This window comes from Xanthomonas sp. DAR 34887 (assembly GCF_041245805.1).
GTDB lineage: Bacteria > Pseudomonadota > Gammaproteobacteria > Xanthomonadales > Xanthomonadaceae > Xanthomonas_A > Xanthomonas_A tesorieronis.
The window spans coordinates 3,219,492-3,242,355 of sequence record NZ_CP162490.1; the positions used below are offsets into that span (position 1 = coordinate 3,219,492).

Sequence of the window (22,864 nt, forward strand, 5' to 3'; positions counted from 1 at the left end):
CCGCGCGCGGATCGCGGCACGGCAGTGGAGCGGATCAGGCGTGCACGCTGCGGATGCGTTCGCGCCATTCGCGCGCATTGGCGACCAGCGCGTCCACGTCCATGTCCACCAGCACGCGCTGTTCGAGCTTGCGCTGGCCGGCGATCCACACGTCGCTGACCTGCTGCCGGCCGGCCGCGTAGACCAGCTGCGACAGTACGTTGTGCAGCGGCTGGGTCTCCAGCGCCGACAGGTCCACGCAGATCAGGTCGGCCTGCTTGCCGACCTCGATCGAACCGATCTTCTCGCCGAAGCCCAGCGCGCGCGCGCCGCCCAGCGTGGCCGCGCGCAGCGTGGTCGCCGCGTCCAGCGCGGTGGCGTCGTTGGCCACCGCCTTGGCCAGGATCGCCGCGGTGCGGTTCTCGCTGAACATGTCCAGGTCGTTGTTGCTGGCGCAGCCGTCGGTGCCGATCGCCAGGTTCACGCCCGCGCGTTGCAACGCGCAGGCCGGGCAGAAGCCGGAGGCGAGCTTGAGGTTGGATTCGGGGCAATGCACCACGCTGACCCCGCGCTCGGCGCACAGGTGGATCTCCGCGTCGGTGAGCTGGGTCATGTGCACCGCGATCAGGCGGTCGTTGACCAGGCCCAGCCGGTCCAGCCGCGCCAGCGGGCGCTGGCCGTACTGCTTGAGCGAGTCGGCGATTTCCTGCGCGGTCTCGTGGGTGTGCAGGTGCACCGGCACGTCGAGCTGATCGGACAGCATCCGCACCCGCTCGAAGTTGGCGTCGTTGACCGTGTACGGCGCATGCGGGGCGAAGGCGATGCCGATCAGCGGATCGTCGCGCCACTGGTCGTGCACCTCGCAGGCGCGTTCGAAGTATTCGTCGGAGGTCTTGGCCCAGGCCGTCGGAAAATCGATGATCACCGTGCCCACGCGCGCGCGGAAACCGTGCTGCTTGTATACCGCGGCCTGCACGTCGGAGAAGAAGTAGTTCTCGTTGGCGCAGGTGGTGCCGCCGCGCAGCATCTCCGCGATCGCCAGCGCGGTGCCGTCGGCGACGAATTCCGGGCCGATCACCGCGGTCTCCACCGGCCAGATGTGCTGCTGCAGCCACACCATCAGCGGCAGGTCGTCGGCGATGCCGCGCAACAGCGTCATCGGGTTGTGGGTGTGCGCGTTGACCAGGCCCGGCAGCAGCGCCGCGTCCGGGCGCGACACGGTGCGCGCGGCGGTGAAGCGTGCGCGCGCCTGCGCGGTCGGCAGCACCGCGACGATCTCGCTGCCGCGCACCGCCACCGCGTGGTCTTCCAGCACCACCGCATGCGGCTCGATCGGGACCACGTAGCCGGCTTCGATCAGCAGGTCGCAGGATTCGGGGATGGAGGTCATCGCAAATGCTCTGGAAAGGGAAGGATCAAGTCGCCGCGGCTGCCCGAAGGATGCGCCGCTGGTACACGCGCATCACCAGCCACTGCAGCAGGAAGACCGCAAGAAAGCCGAAGCGGCCCAGCCACGGCGCCACCATGCCCACCGGGATGCACAGCGCGAACACCACCGGCGAGACCGCCGCGCGCAGCTTCATCGCCTGCGCCTGCAGCCGGCCCAGCCGCTGCGCCAGGCCTTCCTTGCGCACCGCATAGGCATGCAACCAATAACCGGCCAGGCCGATCGCGGCCAGATGCGCGCAGTACACCGAGAACGCCTCGTGGCTGCCGAAGTAATCCGAATACAGCGCAGTGGAAAACGGCAGCAGGCCGATCAGCAGCAGTTGCAGCACGTTGAGCCAGATCAGCCGGTCGTCGAACTGGCGGATATGCCGGCACAACTGCAGGTGCGCCTTCCAGAACAGCGCGGTGACCAGGAAGCTGACCGCGAACCCGATGAACAGCGGCAGCATCCGGTGCAGCGCGGCCAGGATCCCGCCGGCGGCCTCGACCTCGGCATGCCCCGGCACCTTGATCTCCACCGCCAGCAGGGTGATGGCGATGGCGAACACCGCATCGCTGAAGAACACGACCCGGTCGTGCGGGTACTTGGCATCGGCGCTGTCGGCGTGGCTCATGGTCGCGGGAATTCCTGGAACGGATCGGCCGCGATCGCCGCACGGCGATTCGGCATTGTTAGGCGTGGCGGCCGCAGGCGGCGAACGCATGCGGCCGGCTGCCGTCCAGCGCAGCCGCTGTCCGCTGCCGGCGGGCGGCCACGTGCCGCCCGGCCGCGCGCCGTCGGCTTACTTGACGCGCGAGAAGTACTCGCCCGAGCGGGTATCGACCTTGATGATTTCGTCCTGGCCGACGAACAGCGGAACGCGCACCACCGCGCCGGTTTCCAGCGTGGCCGGCTTGCCGCCGCCACCGGAGGTGTCGCCGCGCACGCCCGGATCGGTCTCGACGATCTTCAGTTCGACGAAGTTCGGCGGGGTGACCTGGATCGGGGTGCCGTTCCACAGCGTCACCACGCAATCCTCCTCGCCCTTGATCCACTTGGCGGCGTCGCCGACGCCGACCTTGTCCGCCTGCACCTGCTCGAAGGTTTCCTGCTGCATGAAGTGCCAGTATTCGCCGTCGGTGTACAGGTACTGCATGTTGGTGTCGACCACATCGGCCGCTTCCACGCTGTCGGTCGCCTTCATGGTCATTTCGACCACGCGCCCGGACTTGATGAAACGGTACTTGATGCGGGTGAAGGCCTGGCCCTTGCCCGGCTTCACGTATTCGGTCTCGGTGATGATCGCGGGTTCATTGTTGACCAGGATCTTCATCCCGGTCTTGACGTCGTTCATGCCGTAGCTGGCCATCTGAAACTCCTCGGGTAAGGCAAACCCGCCGCGTTCGGCGGCCGGCCGGATAGAATGGAAAGCCCCGCCGCAACCGGCGGGCACTCGTTTTATGACCGCATATGATAACCGCAGCCCCACGCCCGATGCAGCCGTCCCCGTCCCCCGCCGTCCTGGCACCGCCGCGCTGGCAGCAGCTGTGGCGCGATGCGGTACGCGATCCGCGCGAGTTGCTGGCGCTGCTGGGACTGGAGCCGCAGGCGCTCGGCGTCTCCGAACAGGCTGCGACGCAGTTCGCGATGCGCGTGCCGCGCGGTTTCGTCGCGCGCATGCGCCATGGCGACCCGCACGATCCGCTGCTGCGCCAGGTGCTGCCGATCGATGCCGAACTGCGCCGGGTGCCCGGTTTCGCGCTGGACGCGGTCGGCGACGCGGCGGCCAAGAAGGCTGACGGGGTGATCCAGAAATACCGCGGCCGCGCGCTGCTGGTCGCCACCGGCAGCTGCGCGGTGCACTGCCGCTACTGCTTCCGCCGCCACTTCCCGTATGCCGAGGAAACCGCGGCGCGCGACGGCTGGCGCGAGGCGGTGGCGGCGATCGCCGCCGATCCGGACATCGACGAGGTGATCCTGTCCGGCGGCGATCCGCTGTCGCTGGCCACCTCCAAGCTGGTCGAGCTGACCGAGGCGCTGGCAGCCATCCCCCACCTCAAGCGCCTGCGCATCCATAGCCGCCTGCCGGTGGTGCTGCCCGAGCGCGTCGACGCGCCGCTGCTGGCCTGGCTGCGCACGCTGCCGTGGCCGGTGGCGTTCGTGATTCACGCCAACCATGCCAACGAGTTCGACGCGAGCGTAGACACCGCGCTGGCGCAGCTGCGCGACACCGGCGCGCAGCTGCTGAACCAGGCGGTGCTGCTGCGCGGGGTCAACGACAGCGTCGACGCGCTGGCCGCGCTGAGCGAGCGCAGCTTCGCCGCCGGCGTACTGCCGTACTACCTGCACCAATTGGACAAGGTCGAAGGCGTGGCCCATTTCGAAGTGGACGACGCCACCGCGCGCGCGCTGCACCAGGCCCTGGCCGCGCGGCTGTCCGGGTATCTGGTGCCCAAGCTGGTGCGCGAACTGCCTGGCGACACGGGCAAGCGTCCGCTCTGAAGAGCTGGGATTGGGGATTGGGGATTGGGGATTCGGAAAGGCGGACCCCAGTGCGCGATACCCTGAAAGGGCGCAAATGGCATCTCTGGCGAAGCGCCGGCGAATAGCGGGCGCCCCGGCTTTCGCTTTTCCGAATCCCCAATCCCCAATCCCCAATCCCCAATCCCAGCTCTTCAGTTAGTCTGCAGCCCAATGCTAGCGCTACCAAAAGGAGACCTCGATGCGTGTCTTGATTAGGACCTGGCGCCGCCGGCACTGCCGTTTCGGACTCGTGGCGCTGCTTGCGGCGGCCGCAACCGCGACTGTCGCGGCGGAGCCGCCAGCGGCCGCCGGCTCCAATCCGATCGTCCGCGACACGTTCACCGCCGACCCCGCACCGCTGGTGGTCGGCGACACGCTGTACCTGTACGTCGGCCACGACGAGGCGCAGCGCGACGAAATGTTCACCATGCGCGAGTGGCTGGTGTATTCGACCAAGGACATGAAGACCTGGACCGCCCATCCCCCGATCATGAACGTCAAGGATTTCAGGTGGGCCAAGCAGGATGCATGGGCATCCCAGGCGATAGAAAAGAACGGCAAGTTCTATTTCTACGCGGCGGTGGAGCACGACGCCACCCATCCGGGCAAGGCGATCGCGGTCGCGGTGGCGGACTCGCCGACCGGTCCGTTCGTGGACGCGCGCGGCTCGGCGCTGATCACCAATGAGATGACCCCGAAGGGCACGCACAGCTGGGAAGACATCGACCCCACGGTGCTGACCGACGACGACGGCACCACCTGGATCGCCTGGGGCAACCGCCAGTGCTACCTGGCCAAGCTCAAGCCCAACATGATCGAACTGGACGGCCCGATCCGCGAGATCACCGCGCCGCATTTCGAGGAAGGCCCGTGGCTGCACAAGCGCGGCGACCTGTATTACCTGACCTATGCCTCGCTGGACCGGGCCACCCAGCGCGACGAGCACGTGTCCTATGCGACCGCGCCCGCCATCACCGGGCCATGGACGTATCGCGGCGAACTGACCGGCTCGGGCAAGTACAGCTTCACCATCCATCCGGGCATCGTCGAGTTCAAGCAGCACTGGTACCTGTTCCTGCACAACGCGACCCTGGCGATCGGCGACTTGAACGGCGCCATCGGCCGGCGTGCGGTGACCGTGGAGTACCTGCATTACAACCCGGACGGCAGCATGCAACCGGTGCGGCAGAGCGAGGCCGGGGTGTCGATTCCCGATACAGCCCACTGAGGCCGCAGCCGTGCACTGCGTTTTTCTGTAGGAGCGGCTTCAGCCGCGACAGACTCTGTCGTGGCTGAAGCCGCTCCTACAACGACAACACAAGCGCGATCGTCCCGGCTCGGCACCGCGCCTAGCCGCGCGGCACGCCCTCGTTGGCCAGCAGCTGCCGGAACTCGGCGGCGCTGAGCGGATGGCTGAGCCAGAAGCCCTGTCCCAGTTCGCAACCGCGCTCGCGCAGCAGTTCGAACTGCACCTCCTGTTCGATGCCCTCGGCGACCACGGTGATGCCCAGCGAATGTGCCATCGCGATGATCGCGGTGGTCAGGGCCAGATCGTCGGGGTCGCGCTGCAGGTCGGCGACGAAGCTCTTGTCGATCTTGACCCCGTCCACCGGCACCTGGCGCAGGTGGCTCAGCCCGGAGAAGCCGGTGCCGAAATCGTCCAGCCACACCTTGACCCCGGTGCGGTGCAGCCGCGCCAGCATGCTCGCGGCCTGCAGCTCGTCGCCGATCACCGCGGTCTCGGTCAGCTCCAGGTGCAGTTGCGCCGCCGGCAGCCCGGATTCGCGCAGGCAGTCGGCGACGATTTCCGGCAGGTCGCCGCTGCGCAGCTGCCGCGGCGACACGTTGACCGACACGAACAGGTCGCGGCTGCCGTCGAAGCGCTGCCAGTGCGTGGCCTCCATGCAGGCCGCGCGCAGCACCTTGGGACCGATGCTCTCGATCAGTCCGCTCTGCTCGGCCACGTCGATGAACACCGTGGGCGAGATCGTGCCCAGCGCCGGATGCTGCCAGCGCAGCAGCACTTCCACGCCGACCATGCGCCGGTCCAGGGTGCGGAAGATCGGCTGGTACGCCAGCTTCAGCTCGTCGCGCTCCCAGGCGCCGCGCAACTCGTGCTCCATGTGCACGCGCCGCTCCACCGCATAGTCCATCGCGCGGCTGTAGAAACGGTGGCAGTTCTTGCCGGCCAGCTTGGCCTGGTACATCGCGATGTCGCCGTTCTTCAGCAACGCCGAAGCGTCCTCGGCATCGCCGGGATAGACGGTGATGCCGATCGAGGTGCCCATGAACACCTCGCGGTCCTGGATCCGCAGCGGCTCGCGCAGTTCCTGCACCAGGCGCTCGGCCAGGCCGGTGGCGACCTGCACCACATGTTCGTCCTCGACCAGGATCACGAACTCGTCGCCGCCGAAGCGCGCCAGCAGCGCGTCGTGCCCGCCGAGTTGATCCACCGCCAGCTGGATGCGCCGCGCGAACTGCAGCAGCGCCTCGTCGCCGGCTTCGTGGCCGAGGGTGTCGTTGATCCGCTTGAAGTCGTCGATGTCGGCGAACAGCAGCGCCAGGCGCCGTTGCGAGGCGCGCGCCGACAGCATGCGGTGATCCAGCGCTTCGCGGAACGCGAGCCGGTTGGTCAGCCCGGTCAGGGCGTCGGTATAGGCCATGTGGCGCACGTCGCGGTCGTGGCGCGCGATCGCCTCGCTCATGCGCCCGAACGCGCGCAGCAGTTCGCTGACCTCGTCGTGGCGGCCGCTGTCGCGCCGCTCCACCACGTAGTCGCCGGCCTCGATCTGGCGCGCGGCCGCGGCCAGCCAGCGTACCGGCGCCACCAAGGTGCGCTGCACGTAGATCGCCACCATCACCGCGGTCAGCCCCAACGCCGCCAGCAGCAGCAACAGCCAGCCCAGATGGCGTTTGCCCAGCGCGTCCAGGCGTTCGTCCAGGTTCTCGCCGGCCTTGCGCTCGTAGACCAGCGCCCGCGTCCAGGACATGCCCACGCGCACCCCGCCCACGCGCTGGTCGCCGATCATGATCGGCATCGACACGTCCAGGATCTCGTCGGACTCCTGCGCCAGCAGGCCGTTGGCCTTGATCGCCGCATCGGCCATCGGGCCGCGCATGCGCTGGCCATAGGCGGGCAGATCGTCGCTGCCGTCGTGGATCAGGCGGCCGTCGGCGTCGTACACCAGCACGTAGGCCACCGCCACGTAGCCCAGCGCCGCGCGCACCTGGGTGCCGATCGCGTCCAGGTCCGAGTAGTACACCGGATTGGCGAGCGAATCGGACAGCTGCCGCGCCAGGGTTTCGCCGCGGGTGCGCATGCTGCGGTCGAACAGGCCATGGATGACGTTGCCGCTGAGCGTGCGCACCTCGTTCTGCATCGCCGCCTGCCGCTCCAGCATCAACGCCAGGATCGCCATGATCAGCAACGCGGCCACGCCCATCGCCAGCAGGAACCTGGCCTGCAGTCCGAAACGCAGTCTCTTCATTCCACTTCCAGCTTGACCCGCGCAACGCCGGCGCGCAGCTGGTCCAGCCGCTTCTGCGAGGTGCGGTCGACCGGATAGAAGCCGGAGGTGCCGAAGAACTTGTGCAGCGCGGCGCTGCCCTGCGGGTCGCCGGCGGCTTCCAGCAACACCTCGCGCAGACGCGCCTCCACCGGCGAGGCCAGGTCGCTGCGCACCATCTCCACCGCGCGCGGGAATGGCTCGCTGCGGTAGATCACCCTGAAATCGCGGCGGAACGCGGGCGGAACGCGGCGGTCGTCGTCCCAGTCCAGGTTGCTCAGCGCGCCGGCATCCACCAGATGCTTGTGCACATAGGAGGCGATGTTGAGCTCGGAGCGCGCGAACACGTAGCCGACCGTGTTCGCCGAGGCCCGGTCCTTCGGCGAGAGCAGGATCTCCGGATGCAGATCGTGCTCGAACAGCGTCATCATCGGCACCAGGTAGGCGCTGGTGGACAAGGTGCTCTGCAACGCCAGGGTGCGGCCCTGCAGGTCGGCCAGGGTGTGCACCGGCCCGTCGCGGCGCACGAAGAATACGGTGTGGTAGTCGCGCACGCCGTTGCGCTCGGTCAGCAGCAGCGGCCGCACCCCGCCGCGCTGCTGCAGCGCCATCGCGGTGGCCGCGGTCTCGGTGACCCAGTCGACGCGGCCGCGGCGCAGGTAGCTGCTCATCTGCTGGGTGTCGCGGGCCATCAGGATCTGCCCGGAGGTGATGCCGACGTCGCGCATGCGCGGCACCACGTAGTCCAGCAACGGCTTCAGCTGCTCGTAGTGGGCCTTGGGGTTGTCGCTGATGCGGCCCAGGACCAGCACCGTCGGACGCGCGTGCGCCAGCCCAGGCCAGCAGATCGCCAGCGCCAGCCACACCATGACGAAACGCCACCGCGAATTTTGCAAACCACATTCCCCATGTAGAGGCTGTAAGCCTAGCCGAAAGCGTCAGCGGGCGACAGCTGGTGAAGCCGGGATTGGGGATTTGGGATTCGGGATTGGGGGACGGTCACGGCGCGGAGAGGGACAGAACGTGCTGTGCGCTGCGAGAAGCGCGCGTCGCCAATGGCCGCGATCCTTGCGTTGCCGAGGGCCCCTGCCCGGCTCACGAAGCTAACTGCGTGCCTGACCCGCCAGCCGTGCCATGCGCTGCGCATCGGACAAAATGCCGCGCAGCAGGCGCACTTCCTGCTCGGTCAGCGCGTTGCGCAGGAACAGGCGGCGCAGCTTGCGCATCGCCGAATCCGGCGCGCGGCCCTTGTGGAAGTCGACGTCGTCCAGGGTGTCGGCCAACTGCCCGAACAAGCCTTCCAACTGCGCATGGCTGGCCGGCGCTTCGCGGAATCCGGGTTCCGGCGCGGCCTGCGCCGTGCCCTCGCCGCGCAGCTGCGCCAGGCGCAGCTCGTAGGCCAGGACCTGCACCGCCGCGGCCAGGTTGAGCGAACTGAACGCCGGATCGGAGGGAATGTGCACCGCCGCGTGGCACAGCTGCAGTTCCTCGTTGGTCAGGCCGGTACGCTCGCGGCCGAACACCAGTGCCACCTCGGCCTGCCCGGCGGCCGCGGTCACCAGGCGCTGCGCGCCCTCCGCCGGCAGCAGCTCTTCCAGCGACACACGCCGGCTGCGCGCGGTACAGCCGAACACCAGCTGGCAGTCGGCCACCGCCTCGGCCAGCGTGGCCAGCACCGGCGCCTGCTGCAGCACGTCCTCGGCCCCGGCCGAGCGCCGGTAGCCGTCCTCGTCGAGCGCACGCTCCGGCGCCACCAGCACCAGCCGCGCCTGGCCCATGGTCTTCATCGCCCGCGCCGCCGCCCCGATATTGCCGGGGTGCTGGGTACCGACCAGAACGAAGCGGATGCGGGCAGAAGCGGTCATGGCAGGAAGATGCGGAGCGAACGGGGCGTAGATGGTAAACTGTGCGGCCGGCCTTCGCGCCGGACTGTTCTTTTCCTCCGCCAGATCCTTCTCGCCCTCTCGGGAGCCGTTGCCATGCAAAAACCCGCCGTCACCGTCATGGTCAAGGCCGCCCGCCTCGCCGGCAATGTGCTGTTGCGCCATATCAACCGGCTGGAAGCGCTGAACGTGGTGCAGAAGGACCGCATGGACTACGCCAGCGAAGTCGATGCCGACGCGGAGAAGGTGATCGTCAAGGAACTGCGCCGCGCCTATCCCGATTACGGGGTGATGGGCGAGGAAGGCGGCGTGCAGGGCGGCGGCCGCTACATGTGGGTGATCGACCCGCTCGACGGCACCAGCAACTACCTGCGCGGCTTCCCGCATTACTGCGTCTCGATCGCCCTGGTCGAAAACGGCGAGCCGATCGACGCGGTGATCTTCGATCCGCTGCGCAACGAGCTGTTCACCGCCAGCCGCGGCAACGGCGCGGTGCTCAACGACCGCCGCATCCGCGTCAGCGAGCGCAAGGAGCTGAACGGGGCGATGGTCAACACCGGCTTCGCCCCGCGCGAGCGCAAGCGCACCGGCGCCCAGCTCAAGTGCGTGGACGCACTGATGGTGCAGGCCGAGGACATCCGCCGCACCGGCTCGGCCGCGCTAGACCTGGCCTATGTGGCCTGCGGCCGCACCGACGCCTACTTCGAGGCCGGGGTGAAGGCCTGGGACATCGCCGCCGGCGTGCTGCTGGTGCGCGAGGCCGGCGGCCGCATCACCGACTTCAAGGGCGCCACCCCGGGCCGCATCGACGACCGCGGCGTCCCGCAGTTCCAGATCGTAGCCGGCAACATCAAGGTCAGCGACGCGCTGCAGAAGCTGATCGTCAACACCGGGTATGCGGCGGAGTTCGACGCCAAGTTCTGATGGGGCCGGGATTGGGGATTTGGGATTGGGGATTCGTAAGAGCGGCGCCCCATCGCTTACCTCTTCTCTTCCCAAAACGAAAAAGCCGCGCATTTGCGCGGCTTTTTCGTTGCAGAACCGGGAATCCGCCTTTGCGAATCCCCAATCCCAAATCCCCAATCCCAGCCCCTCAGGGCCTACGCGCCAATGCCTCGACGTCCTTGGTCTTGGGCAGCAGGTCCTGCTTGCTGACCTGGAACGGGCCGATCGACAGCAGCGGCACCGCCACGATCACCGAGGACACCACCACGATCACCGCGCCGATCATGTGGGTCAGCGCCAGGCCTTCCATCGAGTTGCCGCCGTACAGGTACAGCGCCAGCGCCGACAGGAAGAACATCACCGCAGTGATCACGGTACGCGACAGGGTCTGGTTGATCGAGCGGTTCAGCACCTCGATCGGCTCCACGCGCAGGCTGCGGAAATTCTCGCGCACGCGGTCGAACACCACGATGATATCGTTGATCGCAAAGCCCATCACCGACAGCAGGCCGGCCAGCACGGTCAGGTCGAACTCGCGGCCGGTGAGCGAGATGTAGGCCACCGTCACCAGCAGGTCGAACAGCGCGGTCAGGCTGGCCACCACCGCGAACTTCCACTCGAAGCGGAAGCCGATGTAGATCAGGAAGCCGACCAGCATGAACAGGGTCGCGTAGACGCCGTTCAGCGCCAGGTCCTTGCCGACCTGCGGGCCGACGAATTCGCCCGGCTTCACCGTCGCCGGGTTCTCCGCCGTGTTCACCGCCTTGCGCACCTGCTCGGCGAGGTTCTTGGTCACGTCTTCGTTGTTGTGCTCGCCCTGCGGCTGCAGGCGGATCACGACCTCGTTGCCGCTGCCGACGTTCTGCACCTGCGCGTTCTCGAACCCGGCAGCGCCCAACTGCTCGCGCACATGGTCGATGTCCACCGGCTTCTGGAAGCTGGTCTGCACCAGCGCGCCGCCGGTGAATTCCAGCGCGTAGTTGAAGCCCTTGGCGAAGATCACCCCGAGCGAGGCCACCGCCAGCACCAGCATCAGCACCAGGGTCGGACGCCGCCAACGCATGAAGTCGATCTTGGTGTCGTTCGGGATCAGATGAAGCGGGAAGATTTTCATGGAGACCTGCTCTTCATTAATTTGGACCCCGCACATGGATGTGTGCGGACTCTTGCGAAGGACTCGCATTTTTGACACCCCGCACATGGCTGCGGGCTCTTGCGAAGGACTCGCCGTGTTCGGCCCCTGCGCAGCGCCGCGCAGGGTCTTGCGAAGGAGCCGCCCGCGGCTCAGATCGCCAGCGACTTGAGCTTCTTGCGACGGCTGTAGATCAGCGTGGCCAGCGCGCGCGACACGGTGATCGCGGTGAACATCGAGGCGAAGATGCCGATGATCATGGTCAACGCGAAGCCCTTCAGCGGACCGGTGCCGAACGCGTACAGCGCCACGCCGACGATGATGCCGGTGAGGTTGGCGTCGAGGATGGTGCCGCCCGCCTTGTCGTAGCCGGCGACGATCGCCGATTTCGGCGGCACGCCCAGCCGCAGCTCCTCGCGGATACGCTCGTTGATCAGCACGTTGGCGTCCACCGACAGGCCGACCGACAGGGCCAGGCCGGCGAAGCCGGGCAAGGTCATGGTGGCGCCGAACAGCGACATCACCGAGACCACGATCAGCAGGTTCATCAGCAGCGCCACCGAGGTGATCGCGCCGAACATGCGGTAGTACACGCCGAAGAACACCAGGGTGAACAGGAACGCGTAGACCACCGCGGTGACGCCGCGCTCGACGTTCTCCGCGCCCAGGCTCGGGCCGATCACGTATTCTTCCACGAAGTCCATCGGCGCGGCCAGCGAACCGGCGCGCAGCAGCTTGGCCAGGTTCTCGGCTTCGACCTTCTCCAGGCCGGTGGTCTGGAAGTTCTTGCCGAACACGCCGGCGATGCGGGTCGGCGCCAGGGCCTCTTCCTTGACCCGCACGCTGCGCACTTCCTTGCCGTCGACCATGCTCACGGTCGGAATGCGCTCGATGTAGACCACCGACATCAGCTTGCCGGTGTTGGCGCTGGTGTAGTCGAACATGCGCTGGCCGGCGACGTTGTTGAGGGTCACCGACACCGCCGGCAGGCCGTTCTGGTCGTTGCTGACGGTGGCGTTGACCATCTGGTCGCCGGACACCAGCACGCGCTTGTTCAGCAGCACCGGGGCGCCGCTGTCGCGCAGGCGATACACCTTGGCTTCCGGCGGGATGTTGCCGGTGCGCACCGCGTCCTCGGCATTGCCCTCGACCACGCCGCGGAACTCCAGCGTGGCGGTGGCGCCGATCATGCGCTTGGCTTCGGCGGTGTCCTGCACGCCCGGCAGCTCGACCACGATGCGGTCCTCGCCCTGGCGCTGGATGATCGGCTCGGCCACGCCCAGCTGGTTGACGCGATTGCGCAGCGTGGTTAGGTTCTGCTCGATCGCGCCGGCGGCGATCTGCTTGAGCTCGGCGTCGGGCACGCTGACCGCGATGGTCTGCCCGGACACGGTATAGCTCAGCGTCGGCTGCGCCTTGCTCAGCGCGGCGCGCGCGGCGTTGACGTCGGCGCCCTCGCCCAGGCCGACCTGGATGCTGTTGTCGGCGCGGCGCTCGACCGAGCGGTAAGGGATGCGGCTGTCGCGCAGCGTGGTGCGGATGTCCTCGGCGAAGGCGTCCAGGCGCTTGTCAAGCGCCGCCTTCTGGTCCACCTGCAGCGCGAAGTGCACGCCGCCGACCAGGTCCAGACCCAGCACCATCGGCTTGCCGCCGATCGACGACAGCCAGTGCGGCACGGTCGAGGCCAGGTTCAGCGCCACGGTGTAGTTCTCGCCCACCTGCTGGCGCAGGATGTCGTTGGCGCGGGTCTGCGCCTGCAGGCTCGGCAGGCGCACCATCAGGCTGTCGCCCTCCTTGGCCACCGACTTGGGAGTGATCCCGGCCGTCTTCAGCTCGGCGACGACCCGCTCGCGCAGGGCTTCGTCGAGCTGGCCGCCGCGGCTGGCGGTGATCTGTACCGAAGGGTCCTTCTGGTAGACGTTGGGCAGCGCGTACAACGCACTGAACGCCAGCACGATCAGGATGAGGAAATACTTCCAGCGCGGAAACTCGAGCATTGCAGGACCCCGCGCGACGCCACGCCGGCGCCGCGCCTAGCAGTAAGAGAAATGGATCAGGCGGACTTCAGCGTGCCCTTGGGCAGCACGTTGCCGATGGCGCCCTTCTGCACGCGGATGCGCACGTTGTCGGCGACTTCCACGGTGATGAAGTGGTCGCCGATGTCGGTGACCACGCCGGCCACGCCGCCGGAGGTGATGACCTCGTCGCCGCGACCGAGCTTGTCCAGCATCGACTTGTGTTCCTTCTGCCGCTTCATCTGCGGGCGGATCATCACGAAATACATCACCGCGATCAGGATGATCGGCAGCAGGAACATCTGCATGCCGCCACCGGCGGGAGCGGCGCCGGCGGTCTGCGCCTGGGCCACGGGAATCAGGAAATCGAGCGGGTTCATCGGTGTGTCCTATGGTTTGGGCGGTCCGTCGCCGTTGCGGGCACGGACTGCTGGTTTGTCGCCGAAGGCGGCAAGCAGCCGCCGATTATGCCACGATCTCCTCTCATCCCCCGGAACGGCCGCAGCGCCCCCTTCTCCCACTGAGAGAAGGTGCGGCGCCGCGGCGGATGAGGGTACGGGCAAGGCCTCGTGCACCCCGACGCCGCGAGACGCTTCGCGCCGTACCCTCACCCCAACCCCTCTCCCAATGGGAGAGGGGCTACGGCCGTTCCTTCTCCCGTCGGGACCATGGCCCCCTTTTCGGGGGAAGGTGCCCCGAGGGGCGGATGAGGGTACGGGCGAAGCCTCGTGCACCAAACGCCGCGAGACGCTTCGCGCCGCACCCTCACCCCAACCCCTCTCCCGGGGGGAGAGGGGCTTTATCCGTGCTCCGACGGGAGTGGCGCCGCTTCTGCCCCGCGCGCCGCATAGAAGGACCTGCGGAACTGGGCAAAGGTTCCCGCGGCGATCGCCGCGCGCATGTCCGCCATCAGTTTCTGGTAGTACCAGAGGTTGTGCAGGGTGCCCAGCATCGGCGCCAGCATCTCGTTGCAACGATCCAGATGGCGCAGGTAGGAGCGGGTATAGCCGCCGCTGCAGGCGTGGCAGCCGCAGCCCGGCTCGATCGGGTCCAGGTCGCGCTCGTAGCGGGCGTTGCGGATGCGTACGGTGCCGAACGAGGTGAAATAGTGGCCGTTGCGCGCGTTGCGGGTCGGCATCACGCAATCGAACATGTCCACGCCACGGGCCACGCCCTCGACCAGGTCCTCCGGCCGCCCTACCCCCATCAGATAGCGCGGGCGCTCTGCCGGCAACCGCGGATGCAGGTGTTCGAGCATCGCGTTGCGCTCGTGCTCCGGCTCGCCCACCGCCAGCCCGCCGATCGCGTAGCCGTCGAAGCCGATCGCCTGCAGGCCCTCGATCGAGCGCGTGCGCAGGTCCGCATGCACGCCGCCCTGGACGATGCCGAACAGCGCCGCGTCGTTGCCCAGGCCATCGTGCGCATCGCGCGAACGCTGCGCCCAGCGCAGGCTCAGCTCCATCGAGCGGCGCGCGACGTCCTCGGTGGCCGGGTACGGGGTGCACTCGTCGAAGATCATCACGATGTCCGAATCGAGCACCTTCTGGATGCGCATGCTCTCCTCCGGGCCCAGGAACACCTTGGCCCCGTCGGTCGGCGAGGCGAAGGTCACCCCCTGCTCGCTGATCTTGCGCCGGTGCGCCAGCGAGAACACCTGGAAACCGCCCGAATCGGTGAGGATCGGCCCGTCCCAGCGGGCGAAGCCGTGCAGCCCGCCGTGGTCGCCGATCACGTCCAGGCCCGGCCGCAGGTACAGGTGGAAGGTATTGCCAAGGATGATCTGCGCGCCCAGCGCCTTGATCTGCTCGGGCAGCACGCCCTTGACCGAACCGTAGGTGCCGACCGGCATGAACGCCGGGGTTTCCACCGTGCCGCGCGGGAACGTCAGGCGGCCGCGGCGCGCGGCGCCGTCGGTGGTATCGAGCTGGAATTGCAATCGGGACATGGTCGGGCGGAAGTCGGCTAGCCGGCTATTGTCGCATTGCCGGAGCACTGAGGCTCGGCCCGCCGCCGCGCGGCCACACCAGCCCGTGTTCACACCGCTGTTTTGCCGTCGCGCAACGGCCACGGCTGCAGCACCGATGCGTGCTTCGGGAATCGCCGCGCCGGCAGCCGAGGTGCCGCCCCGTTGCGGGGACGGCACCGTTTTGCCTCAGTAACCGTAGATCTCGATTTCCGAATAGGCCAGCCAGGAGTACGGGTTGTTGGCCTCGATCTTCAGGTAGCGCGCGCCGCCGCTCAGCCCGATGTAGACCGGGGCCACATCGGATTGATCGGCCTCGGTGTAGTAAATCGGCGCGCCGTAGCTGACCTGTCCGCCGCCGGTGCTGCCGCCGAACACCGCGCCAGGAACGCCGGACGAGACCGCGAAGTCGATCGGTTGCGCCTCCCCCGCCAGTTCGCTGGCCGCGGTACGCAAGGTGATCCGCACCCCGGTCACCGTGCGTACCTGGCCCAGGTCCAGGGTCACGCTGCCCCAGTTGGCCTGCGCATTCCAGTAGTCGACATCGCTGAAGAACTTGCCGTCGTACAGCGAGGCCAGATTGGCCGAATTGGTCGGCGACGTCGCCGCCACCACCGGCAATCGCTTGGGAATGTTGAACTGGGCGGGCGCCACGTACCGCACCGTCCGCAACGGCAATCCGGCTTCGCTGTAGCCGGTGGCGGCCAGGCCGGCCTTGATGTAGGCCTCGCGCTCGAGCGGACGGGTCTGGCTGTCCCCATAGCGCGACGCGATCGCCGCCACGATCGGCGCGGCGAAGGAGGTGCCGGACACCGCCTCGGTGCCGCCGCTGTAGAGCAGGTTGGTGATCTCGTGCGCCGGCGCCCAGGCCTCGATGCAGGGGCCGACGGAGGAGCCGCTGGCGAATCCGCCCCATTGCGCGCTGTTCTCGGCGCCGCCGAAACGCGAGCCGTCGCGCTGCAGGCCGCCGACCACGACGATGCCGTCCATGTCGCGGGCTGCGCCTGCGTTGTTGTAAGCCAGTTTGCAGGCGTCGGGCTCGAACGGCGAGCGCCCATCGGTATAGGCGTTGCCGGCAGACTGGGTGATGAAGAAACGATTGCTGGCGGCGCGGATCCTGCGGCCCCATTTCTGGCTCGATGCGAACCAGTTGGCCGACCCGGGATAGGTGTTGAACGACATGTTCAGTACGGCGAACTTGCCGATCCCATCGGCGTAGCGCGCAGCCGCGTCTAGCGCATTGGCCACCGTGTCCTCGTTCAAGTCGTTCAGACCGAACGCCTTGATTGGCTGGCCAGGATTGATCCCGCGCACCAGCTGCCCGTTCTGCCTGGCGCCGACCAAACCGGCCACGGCAGTGCTGTGCAGCGGATTGGGGATGGCCGACGGCGAATCCTGCCGGTACACGACGTTGAGTTCCGGATGCGGCGGGTTGTCCAGTACCGCGTCCAGCAGATAGAACGGGTTGGACGTGGTGATGGCGTCGTTGGTGTTGGTGTACGGCAGAGCCCAGGACGCGGTCTCGGCGCCGTTGAACACATCGCCCGCGGCCGAGAAGGTCGCCGCGGACGCCGCCACCCCACGCACCGAGACGACGTAATCGATCCGTGCCAGTTGCGCGGCCACGCGTTCCGGCATCCACGCATAGACGGTGCTGGAGACCGTCGACAGCACCCGCTCGATCTTCACCCCTGGCATCCGCGCGATCTGGTCGGCGAAATGCACCATGCCCTTGCTGTTCTGCTGCGGACGGATCGCCGGGTCGATGCTGCGGAACTCCGCGGGGCTGGTGTTGGCGTACAACCGTTCGGTTTCCTGCAGCACGAACGGATTGAGGTTGATCGCATACAGCCGGCGCCCCTGCGTGTCGCTGCGCGGCGTGCCTGCTTCAACCAGCATGCGCTTGGCCGGGAACTTGCCGCCGCCCAGGGTCTGTGTCTGCGCCGCCGCCGAGGCTGCCGCCAGACTCATCAGCAACGCGGTGAGCAACAGGTTGGTGGATTGCTTCTTCATGAATCGTCCTTTGAGTGAATGACATGTCCCGCTCATCGGGACACCGGAGCGCAAGCTCCATTCACCAGGACGAGATGCGCGCGTCCATCCCCCAGCATCGCGCGGCACCGTCTACGCAAGAAGACGCTGCATGTCATCCATCACAATCCCGCGCGATCGACGTTGCCGGATCAGCGGCTTGCGGTGATGCGCTGCTGCGCGACGTCACGCGCATGCGCCGATCGGCATGCAGAAAGCGAACGCCAGGTCGCGTCGCCGTTACCAATGCCCAATCCCGAATCCCTACTCCCCGCTCCACAGCAACATCGCATCGCCGTAGCTGAAGAAGCGGTAGCGCTGCTCGATCGCATGCCGATACGCGTCGAAGATGCGCTCGCGGCCGGCGAAGGCCGAGACCATCATCAGCAGCGTGCTTTCCGGCAGGTGGAAGTTGGTGACCATCGCATCGACGCTGCGGATGCGGTAGCCCGGCAGGATGAAGATCTGCGTTTCGCCGGCGAAGGGATGCAGTTCGCCGTCCTTCGACGCGCTCTCCAGCGCGCGCACCACCGTGGTCCCGACCGCGATCACGCGGCCGCCGGCGGCGCGCGTGCGCCGCACCTGCTCGACCAGGCTGGCGCCGACGTTGAGCCATTCGCGGTGCATCACATGCTGCGCGAGCGCCTCCACCCGCACCGGCTGGAAGGTGCCTGCGCCCACGTGCAAGGTGACATGGCCGACGCTCACGCCGCGCGCCTGCAGCGCCTCCAGCAACGGCGCATCGAAATGCAGGCCGGCGGTGGGCGCGGCGACCGCGCCGGCCTCGCGCGCGAACACGGTCTGGTAGCGCTCGCGGTCGTCCAGGCCGGGCTCGCGGCGGATATACGGCGGCAGCGGCAGGCGCCCTGCCTGTTGCAGCCACGTCTCCAGCGCGTCGGGCACATGAAACTGCAGCACATAGAATTCGCCGTCGCGCTCCAGCACCTCGGCCTCGCCGCCGGCGTCCAGGGCGATGCGCGCGCCGGGCTTGGGCGACTTGCTCACGCCCAGCTGCGCACGCGCACGCTGGCCGCCGAGCAGGCGCTCGATCAGGACCTCGACGCGGCCGCCGCTGCTCTTGTTGCCGAACAGCCGCGCCGGAATCACCCGGGTATCGTTGAACACCAGCAGATCGCCGGGCTGCAGCAGCTGCGGCAGGTCGCGGATCTGGCGGTCTTCGAACGGCGCCGGCGCCGGCGGCACCAGCAGCAGGCGACTGGCGGAACGCTCGGCCAGCGGCGCCTGCGCGATCAGTTCCTCGGGCAATTCGTAGCGGAAATCGGACTTCTTCAAGGCCGGCGCGTCACTGTACGGGTGGTCGGTCATTGTAGCTGGAGGGCCGGGATTGGGGATTCGGGATTGGGTCAAGCGCAGCGGCACCGCGCCTTTGCGAATCCCCAATGCCCAATCCCCAATCCCGGCAGTTCACCGCTCGAACTTGGTCGACAGGATGATCGACGACGTGGTCCGCTCCACCCCATCGACCGCGCCGATGCGGTCGGTCAGCACGTCCATGTCGTTGACCCCGGGCACCACGCCCAGTGCGATCAGGTCGTAGGAGCCGCTGACCGAATGCAGCACGCGGACCTCGTCGATCTCGCGCAGCGCCTTGACCACCGAGGTCATCTTCTTCGGCAGCACGGTGATCAGGATGTGCGCGCGGATGTGGCCCTGCTCGAAGTCGTCGCGGGTGCGCACCGTATAGCCGCAGATCACACCCTCGCGCTCCAGCCGCTCGATCCGGCTCTGCACGGTGGTGCGCGACAGGCCCAGCCGGCGCGCGATCTGCGCGGTGGAGGCGCGGGCGTCCTCGCGCAGCAGGGAGAGCAGGCGTTCGTCGGAGGATGTGATCTTCATGGGCGCCGAATTTCGTCGAATCGACGAAATTATCCGATTTCCTGCACAAATCAACTCTGCCAACCGACGATCCGGTCCCGATAATAGAAGGTCTATCGCTGAACGACCCCGCCTCCAGGAGATCCCGCATGTCCGTACTCGGCCCCCTCGCCCCGCTGCGCGCCCATGCCGGCGAACGCCTGACCGCCGGTCTGGACGATGCCAGCATCGAACGCCTGGCCGCCTCGCACCCGCAGCTGGGCGCCGCGATCGACGCCGCCGCGGCGGATCATCCGCGCCTAGTGGCAGAGTTCGCCGAACTGCTGGAGCTGGACGAGATCGAGCAGATCCGCGCGCTGCAGGCCGGCTTCGTCAACTTCTACGCCGACGATGCGGTGACCCCGTACGTGGCCGTGGCCGCGCGCGGGCCCTGGGTGGTCACGCTGAAGGGCGCGGTGCTGTACGACGCCGGCGGCTACGGCATGCTCGGCTTCGGCCATACCCCGGACGCGGTGCTGGAGGCGATGGCGCGGCCGCAGGCGATGGCCAACGTGATGACCCCGAGCCTGTCGCAGCTGCGTTTCGAGCGCGCGCTGCGCGCCGAGATCGGCCAGCAGCGTGGCAGCTGTCCGTACAGCAAGTTCATGTGCCTCAATTCCGGCTCCGAAGCGGTGGGCCTGGCCGCGCGCATCGCCGACATCAACGCCAAGCTGCAGACCGACCCGGGCGCGCGCCATGCCGGCGCGAAGATCAAGCGCATCGTGGTCAAGGGCAGTTTCCATGGCCGCACCGACCGCCCGGGGCTGTATTCCGATTCCAGCCGCAAGGCCTACGTGCAGCACCTGGCCAGCTATCGCGGCGAGGACTCGGTGATCGCGATCGCTCCCTACGACGTGGACGCGCTGCGCCGCGCCTTCGCCGACGCCGAGCAGCACGGCTGGTTCGTCGAGGCGGTGTTCCTGGAGCCGGTGATGGGCGAAGGCGATCCGGGCCGCGCGCTGCCGCCGGCGTTCTATGCCGCCGCGCGCGAGCTGGCCCGCGCCCACGGCAGCCTGCTGCTGGTCGATTCGATCCAGGCCGGACTGCGTGCGCACGGCGTGCTGTCGGTGGTCGACTACCCCGGCTTCGAGCAGCTCGACCCGCCGGACATGGAAACCTATTCCAAGGCGCTCAACGCCGCGCAGTACCCGCTGTCGGTACTGGCGGTGACCGAGCATGCCGCACAGCTGTACCGCAAGGGCACCTACGGCAACACTATGACCAGCAACCCGCGCGCGCTGGACGTGGCCAGCGCCACGCTGGCGCAGCTGACCCCGCAGGTGCGCACCAACATCCGCGCGCGCGGTGCGGAGGCGGTGCAGAAACTGGAGAAGCTCAAGAGCGAGCTCGGCGGGCTGATCACCCAGGTGCAGGGCACCGGCCTGCTGTTCTCCTGCGCGCTGGCCCCGCAATTCAAGTGCTACGGCGCCGGCTCCACCGAGGAATGGCTGCGCCAGCACGGGGTCAACGTGATCCACGGCGGCGAGAACTCGCTGCGCTTCACCCCGCATTTCGCGATGGACAGCGAGGAGCTGGACCTGCTGGTCGGGCTGATCGGCCGCGCGCTGCGCGAGGGTCCGCGCCTGGCGCAGGCCGCAGCCGCCTGAGGCCGGCTGGCGCATGCTGCAGGACCTGGCCGAGGCGATCGCCCGGCCGTTGTTCGAACTGCTCCTGCAACTGTTCGGCTACTGGAGCGGCCGCATGCTGCTCCCGGTGCTGTCGCTCGGCTGGATCCGCGCCGAGGCGCGCCGCGACCGGCCACCGCGCCGGCCTGGCAAGCGCCTTCGAGGCCAGCCGCTGCTCTATCGCAACGCCGGCGGCAACTTGGTCGCCAGCGACGACGCGGTGATGCTTCTGGGCCTGGCGTGCTGGGCGCTGCTGGCGCTGGCCGCGTTCGCGCTCTACCGCATGGCGCGCTGAGGGCGCGGACGCGCGGCGCAGCATCGGCCAGGTCCGCCAGAACGCCGCGCAGTGGCAGATCGCGACGCGACGGACACGCGCAGCTGCCGGCCGGATTTCGCCGTGGCCCTGTCTCCGGGCCACCTGTGGAGCGACGACGCGATGGCCCGCACCGGTGGACACGCGGTTGCGCACGATCGGCATGACGTCCTGGCAGGTTCGATGCCGCTCCATCCGGCGGTTCCCCTGCACGCCACGTAACCCCGGGATACCTGGCGGCTGCCGCGCCGGCTGCGGCACACTGTGCGCATCCCCCTTGCGAGCACGTCCATGAAGATCGTCGAAGTCCGCCATCCGCTGGTGCAGCACAAGATCGGCCTGTTGCGCGACGCCGCGCTGAGCACCAAGGGCTTCCGCGAACTGGTCACCGAGCTGGGCACCCTGCTCGGCTACGAGGCCACCGCCGACCTGGAGACGGAGACGCACACGATGGACGGCTGGGCCGGCCCCACCCAGGTGCAGCGCATCGCCGGCGCCAAGATCACCCTGGTGCCGATCCTGCGCGCGGGACTGGGCATGCTGCCCGGCGTGCTGGCGCTGATCCCGGCGGCGCGGGTCAGCGTGGTCGGCCTGCAGCGCGACGAGGAGACCTTGCAGCCGGTGCCCTACTTCGAGCGCCTCACCGGCCGCCTGGAAGAACGCGATGCGCTGATCCTGGACCCGATGCTGGCCACCGGCGGCACCCTGATCGCTACCGTGGACATGCTCAAGCGCGCCGGCGCGCGGCGGATCAAGGGCATCTTCCTGGTCGCCGCGCCGGAAGGACTGCGCGCGCTGGAAGCGGCGCATCCGGACGTGGAGGTCTACACCGCCGCGATCGACGACCACCTCAACGACAAGGGCTACATCCTGCCGGGCCTGGGCGACGCCGGCGACCGTATCTTCGGCACCCGCGTGGGTTGATGGGATGCCGTCGCGCCTGCGATAGAGCGCATCGCGGCCAGCAGGCAATCGACGTGCGCTACAGTGCGCAGTGCCGATAGGCGGTTGGAGCAGACCACGCGCCACGCAATCGCGGCGCCAGCCGCGACGCTCACAATCCGGCAGCGCGCGCGTTCATCCCTTTAGCGCCCCATCGCGGGGCGCCACGGGATGGAGCCGCGCGATGCTTACCTGCAGGGAAACCCAGGTCCTGAACCTGATCGGCCGGCGCCTGCGCTGCCGGCAGATCGCGCGCGTGCTGGCGATCGGCGAATCGACCGTGCGCAAGCACCGCGCCAATATCTGCAGCAAGCTCGGCTTCCACAACACCGCGCAACTGGTCGCCTATGCGCTGCGTACTCGCCCGGCACCAGCGGCCGATAGCGGCAGCGGCCCGTGGGAGACGCTGCGGCCGCGCGAATGCGAGATCGTGCGCGAACTTTGCCGCGGCCAGACCAGCAAGCAGATCGCACGGCGACTGCGGATCAGCCATCGCACGGTGGAAAAACATCGCCAGAACGCGATGCGCACGCTCTACGTGCACGACATGGCGACGCTGATGCGGCTGGCCGACGGCAGCGGCGGACAGGCGTCGCCGTCGCTCGCGTCAGGTCGCGATCGACCTTGAGCATGCCTGAGGCTTCGGCGCATCGCACATGCGGCCGCGCCGGGACCACGACCCGCACAAGCACGCGGACGCCGC

At 68.2% G+C, this 22,864-nt stretch carries 20 protein-coding genes; 7 read left to right on the plus strand and 13 right to left on the minus strand.

Going from position 1 to position 22,864, the window contains the following annotated elements:
* Positions 1–34: 34 nt before the first annotated feature.
* The 3 genes from AB3X08_RS13585 to efp all read right to left on the minus strand — a co-directional run bounded on the left by AB3X08_RS13585 (position 35) and on the right by efp (position 2,777).
* Positions 35–1,369 (minus strand): TRZ/ATZ family hydrolase, encoded by a 1,335-nt coding sequence (locus AB3X08_RS13585; RefSeq protein WP_369933176.1) that lies wholly within the window; start codon positions 1,367–1,369, stop codon positions 35–37.
* 25 nt (positions 1,370–1,394) lie between these two features.
* On the minus strand, positions 1,395–2,042 hold the full coding sequence (locus tag AB3X08_RS13590; protein WP_369933177.1) for a TMEM175 family protein: 648 nt from the start codon (positions 2,040–2,042) through the stop codon (positions 1,395–1,397).
* Between the two features lie 168 nt (positions 2,043–2,210).
* Complete coding sequence (efp, locus tag AB3X08_RS13595) at positions 2,211–2,777, minus strand: elongation factor P (protein WP_179563921.1); 567 nt, start codon at positions 2,775–2,777, stop codon at positions 2,211–2,213.
* A gap of 101 nt (positions 2,778–2,878) precedes the next feature.
* Here efp and epmB point away from each other — a divergent pair, with 101 nt between their 5' ends.
* Both epmB and AB3X08_RS13605 read left to right on the plus strand, forming a co-directional pair.
* Positions 2,879–3,910, plus strand: coding sequence for an EF-P beta-lysylation protein EpmB (epmB, locus tag AB3X08_RS13600; RefSeq protein ID WP_369933178.1), 1,032 nt, complete (start codon positions 2,879–2,881; stop codon positions 3,908–3,910).
* A gap of 220 nt (positions 3,911–4,130) precedes the next feature.
* On the plus strand, positions 4,131–5,159 hold the full coding sequence (locus AB3X08_RS13605) for a glycoside hydrolase family 43 protein (RefSeq protein WP_369933179.1): 1,029 nt from the start codon (positions 4,131–4,133) through the stop codon (positions 5,157–5,159).
* A gap of 121 nt (positions 5,160–5,280) precedes the next feature.
* On the opposite strand, the gene AB3X08_RS13610 is transcribed toward AB3X08_RS13605, so the two are convergent.
* From AB3X08_RS13610 to AB3X08_RS13620, 3 genes are all read right to left on the minus strand, one after another.
* Positions 5,281–7,419, minus strand: a complete 2,139-nt coding sequence (locus AB3X08_RS13610) for a putative bifunctional diguanylate cyclase/phosphodiesterase (protein ID WP_369933180.1) — start codon at positions 7,417–7,419, stop codon at positions 5,281–5,283.
* On the minus strand, positions 7,416–8,306 hold the full coding sequence (locus AB3X08_RS13615; RefSeq protein ID WP_369938532.1) for a phosphate/phosphite/phosphonate ABC transporter substrate-binding protein: 891 nt from the start codon (positions 8,304–8,306) through the stop codon (positions 7,416–7,418). Before AB3X08_RS13615 ends, AB3X08_RS13610 begins: the two co-directional genes overlap by 4 nt.
* 234 nt (positions 8,307–8,540) lie before the next feature.
* Positions 8,541–9,302, minus strand: a complete 762-nt coding sequence (locus AB3X08_RS13620) for an RNA methyltransferase (protein ID WP_369933182.1) — start codon at positions 9,300–9,302, stop codon at positions 8,541–8,543.
* A 114-nt stretch (positions 9,303–9,416) separates the two neighbouring features.
* Between AB3X08_RS13620 and AB3X08_RS13625 the strand changes: the two genes are divergently transcribed.
* Complete coding sequence (locus tag AB3X08_RS13625; protein ID WP_369933183.1) at positions 9,417–10,244, plus strand: inositol monophosphatase family protein; 828 nt, start codon at positions 9,417–9,419, stop codon at positions 10,242–10,244.
* 169 nt (positions 10,245–10,413) lie between these two features.
* Here the strand turns inward: AB3X08_RS13625 and secF are convergent, their stop codons facing one another.
* The 7 genes from secF to AB3X08_RS13660 all read right to left on the minus strand — a co-directional run bounded on the left by secF (position 10,414) and on the right by AB3X08_RS13660 (position 19,263).
* Positions 10,414–11,379: a protein translocase subunit SecF gene (secF, locus tag AB3X08_RS13630; protein ID WP_369933184.1), complete on the minus strand. Its 966-nt coding sequence runs from the start codon at positions 11,377–11,379 to the stop codon at positions 10,414–10,416.
* A gap of 170 nt (positions 11,380–11,549) precedes the next feature.
* Positions 11,550–13,394: a protein translocase subunit SecD gene (secD, locus tag AB3X08_RS13635; protein WP_369933186.1), complete on the minus strand. Its 1,845-nt coding sequence runs from the start codon at positions 13,392–13,394 to the stop codon at positions 11,550–11,552.
* A gap of 56 nt (positions 13,395–13,450) precedes the next feature.
* On the minus strand, positions 13,451–13,792 hold the full coding sequence (yajC, locus tag AB3X08_RS13640) for a preprotein translocase subunit YajC (protein WP_184411093.1): 342 nt from the start codon (positions 13,790–13,792) through the stop codon (positions 13,451–13,453).
* 419 nt (positions 13,793–14,211) lie between these two features.
* Positions 14,212–15,357, minus strand: a complete 1,146-nt coding sequence (tgt, locus tag AB3X08_RS13645) for a tRNA guanosine(34) transglycosylase Tgt (protein WP_369933187.1) — start codon at positions 15,355–15,357, stop codon at positions 14,212–14,214.
* Positions 15,358–15,564: 207 nt separating this feature from the next.
* Positions 15,565–17,388 carry a S8 family serine peptidase gene (locus tag AB3X08_RS13650; protein WP_369933188.1) on the minus strand — a complete coding sequence of 608 codons (1,824 nt, stop codon included), beginning with the start codon at positions 17,386–17,388 and terminating at the stop codon, positions 15,565–15,567.
* A gap of 282 nt (positions 17,389–17,670) precedes the next feature.
* On the minus strand, positions 17,671–18,732 hold the full coding sequence (queA, locus tag AB3X08_RS13655) for a tRNA preQ1(34) S-adenosylmethionine ribosyltransferase-isomerase QueA (RefSeq protein WP_369933189.1): 1,062 nt from the start codon (positions 18,730–18,732) through the stop codon (positions 17,671–17,673).
* A gap of 99 nt (positions 18,733–18,831) precedes the next feature.
* Entirely contained in the window at positions 18,832–19,263 is a 432-nt protein-coding gene (locus AB3X08_RS13660) for an Lrp/AsnC family transcriptional regulator (protein ID WP_369933190.1), read from the minus strand.
* Positions 19,264–19,391: 128 nt separating this feature from the next.
* Here AB3X08_RS13660 and AB3X08_RS13665 point away from each other — a divergent pair, with 128 nt between their 5' ends.
* The 4 genes from AB3X08_RS13665 to AB3X08_RS13680 all read left to right on the plus strand — a co-directional run bounded on the left by AB3X08_RS13665 (position 19,392) and on the right by AB3X08_RS13680 (position 22,789).
* Entirely contained in the window at positions 19,392–20,888 is a 1,497-nt protein-coding gene (locus AB3X08_RS13665) for an aminotransferase class III-fold pyridoxal phosphate-dependent enzyme (RefSeq protein WP_369933191.1), read from the plus strand.
* A gap of 13 nt (positions 20,889–20,901) precedes the next feature.
* Entirely contained in the window at positions 20,902–21,201 is a 300-nt protein-coding gene (locus tag AB3X08_RS13670; RefSeq protein ID WP_369933193.1) for a hypothetical protein, read from the plus strand.
* Between the two features lie 309 nt (positions 21,202–21,510).
* Entirely contained in the window at positions 21,511–22,143 is a 633-nt protein-coding gene (gene upp / locus AB3X08_RS13675; protein WP_145700641.1) for a uracil phosphoribosyltransferase, read from the plus strand.
* A 202-nt stretch (positions 22,144–22,345) separates the two neighbouring features.
* A complete protein-coding gene (locus tag AB3X08_RS13680; RefSeq protein ID WP_369933194.1) occupies positions 22,346–22,789 on the plus strand; it encodes a LuxR C-terminal-related transcriptional regulator in 444 nt (147 codons plus the stop codon).
* The last annotated feature ends 75 nt before the right edge of the window (positions 22,790–22,864 follow it).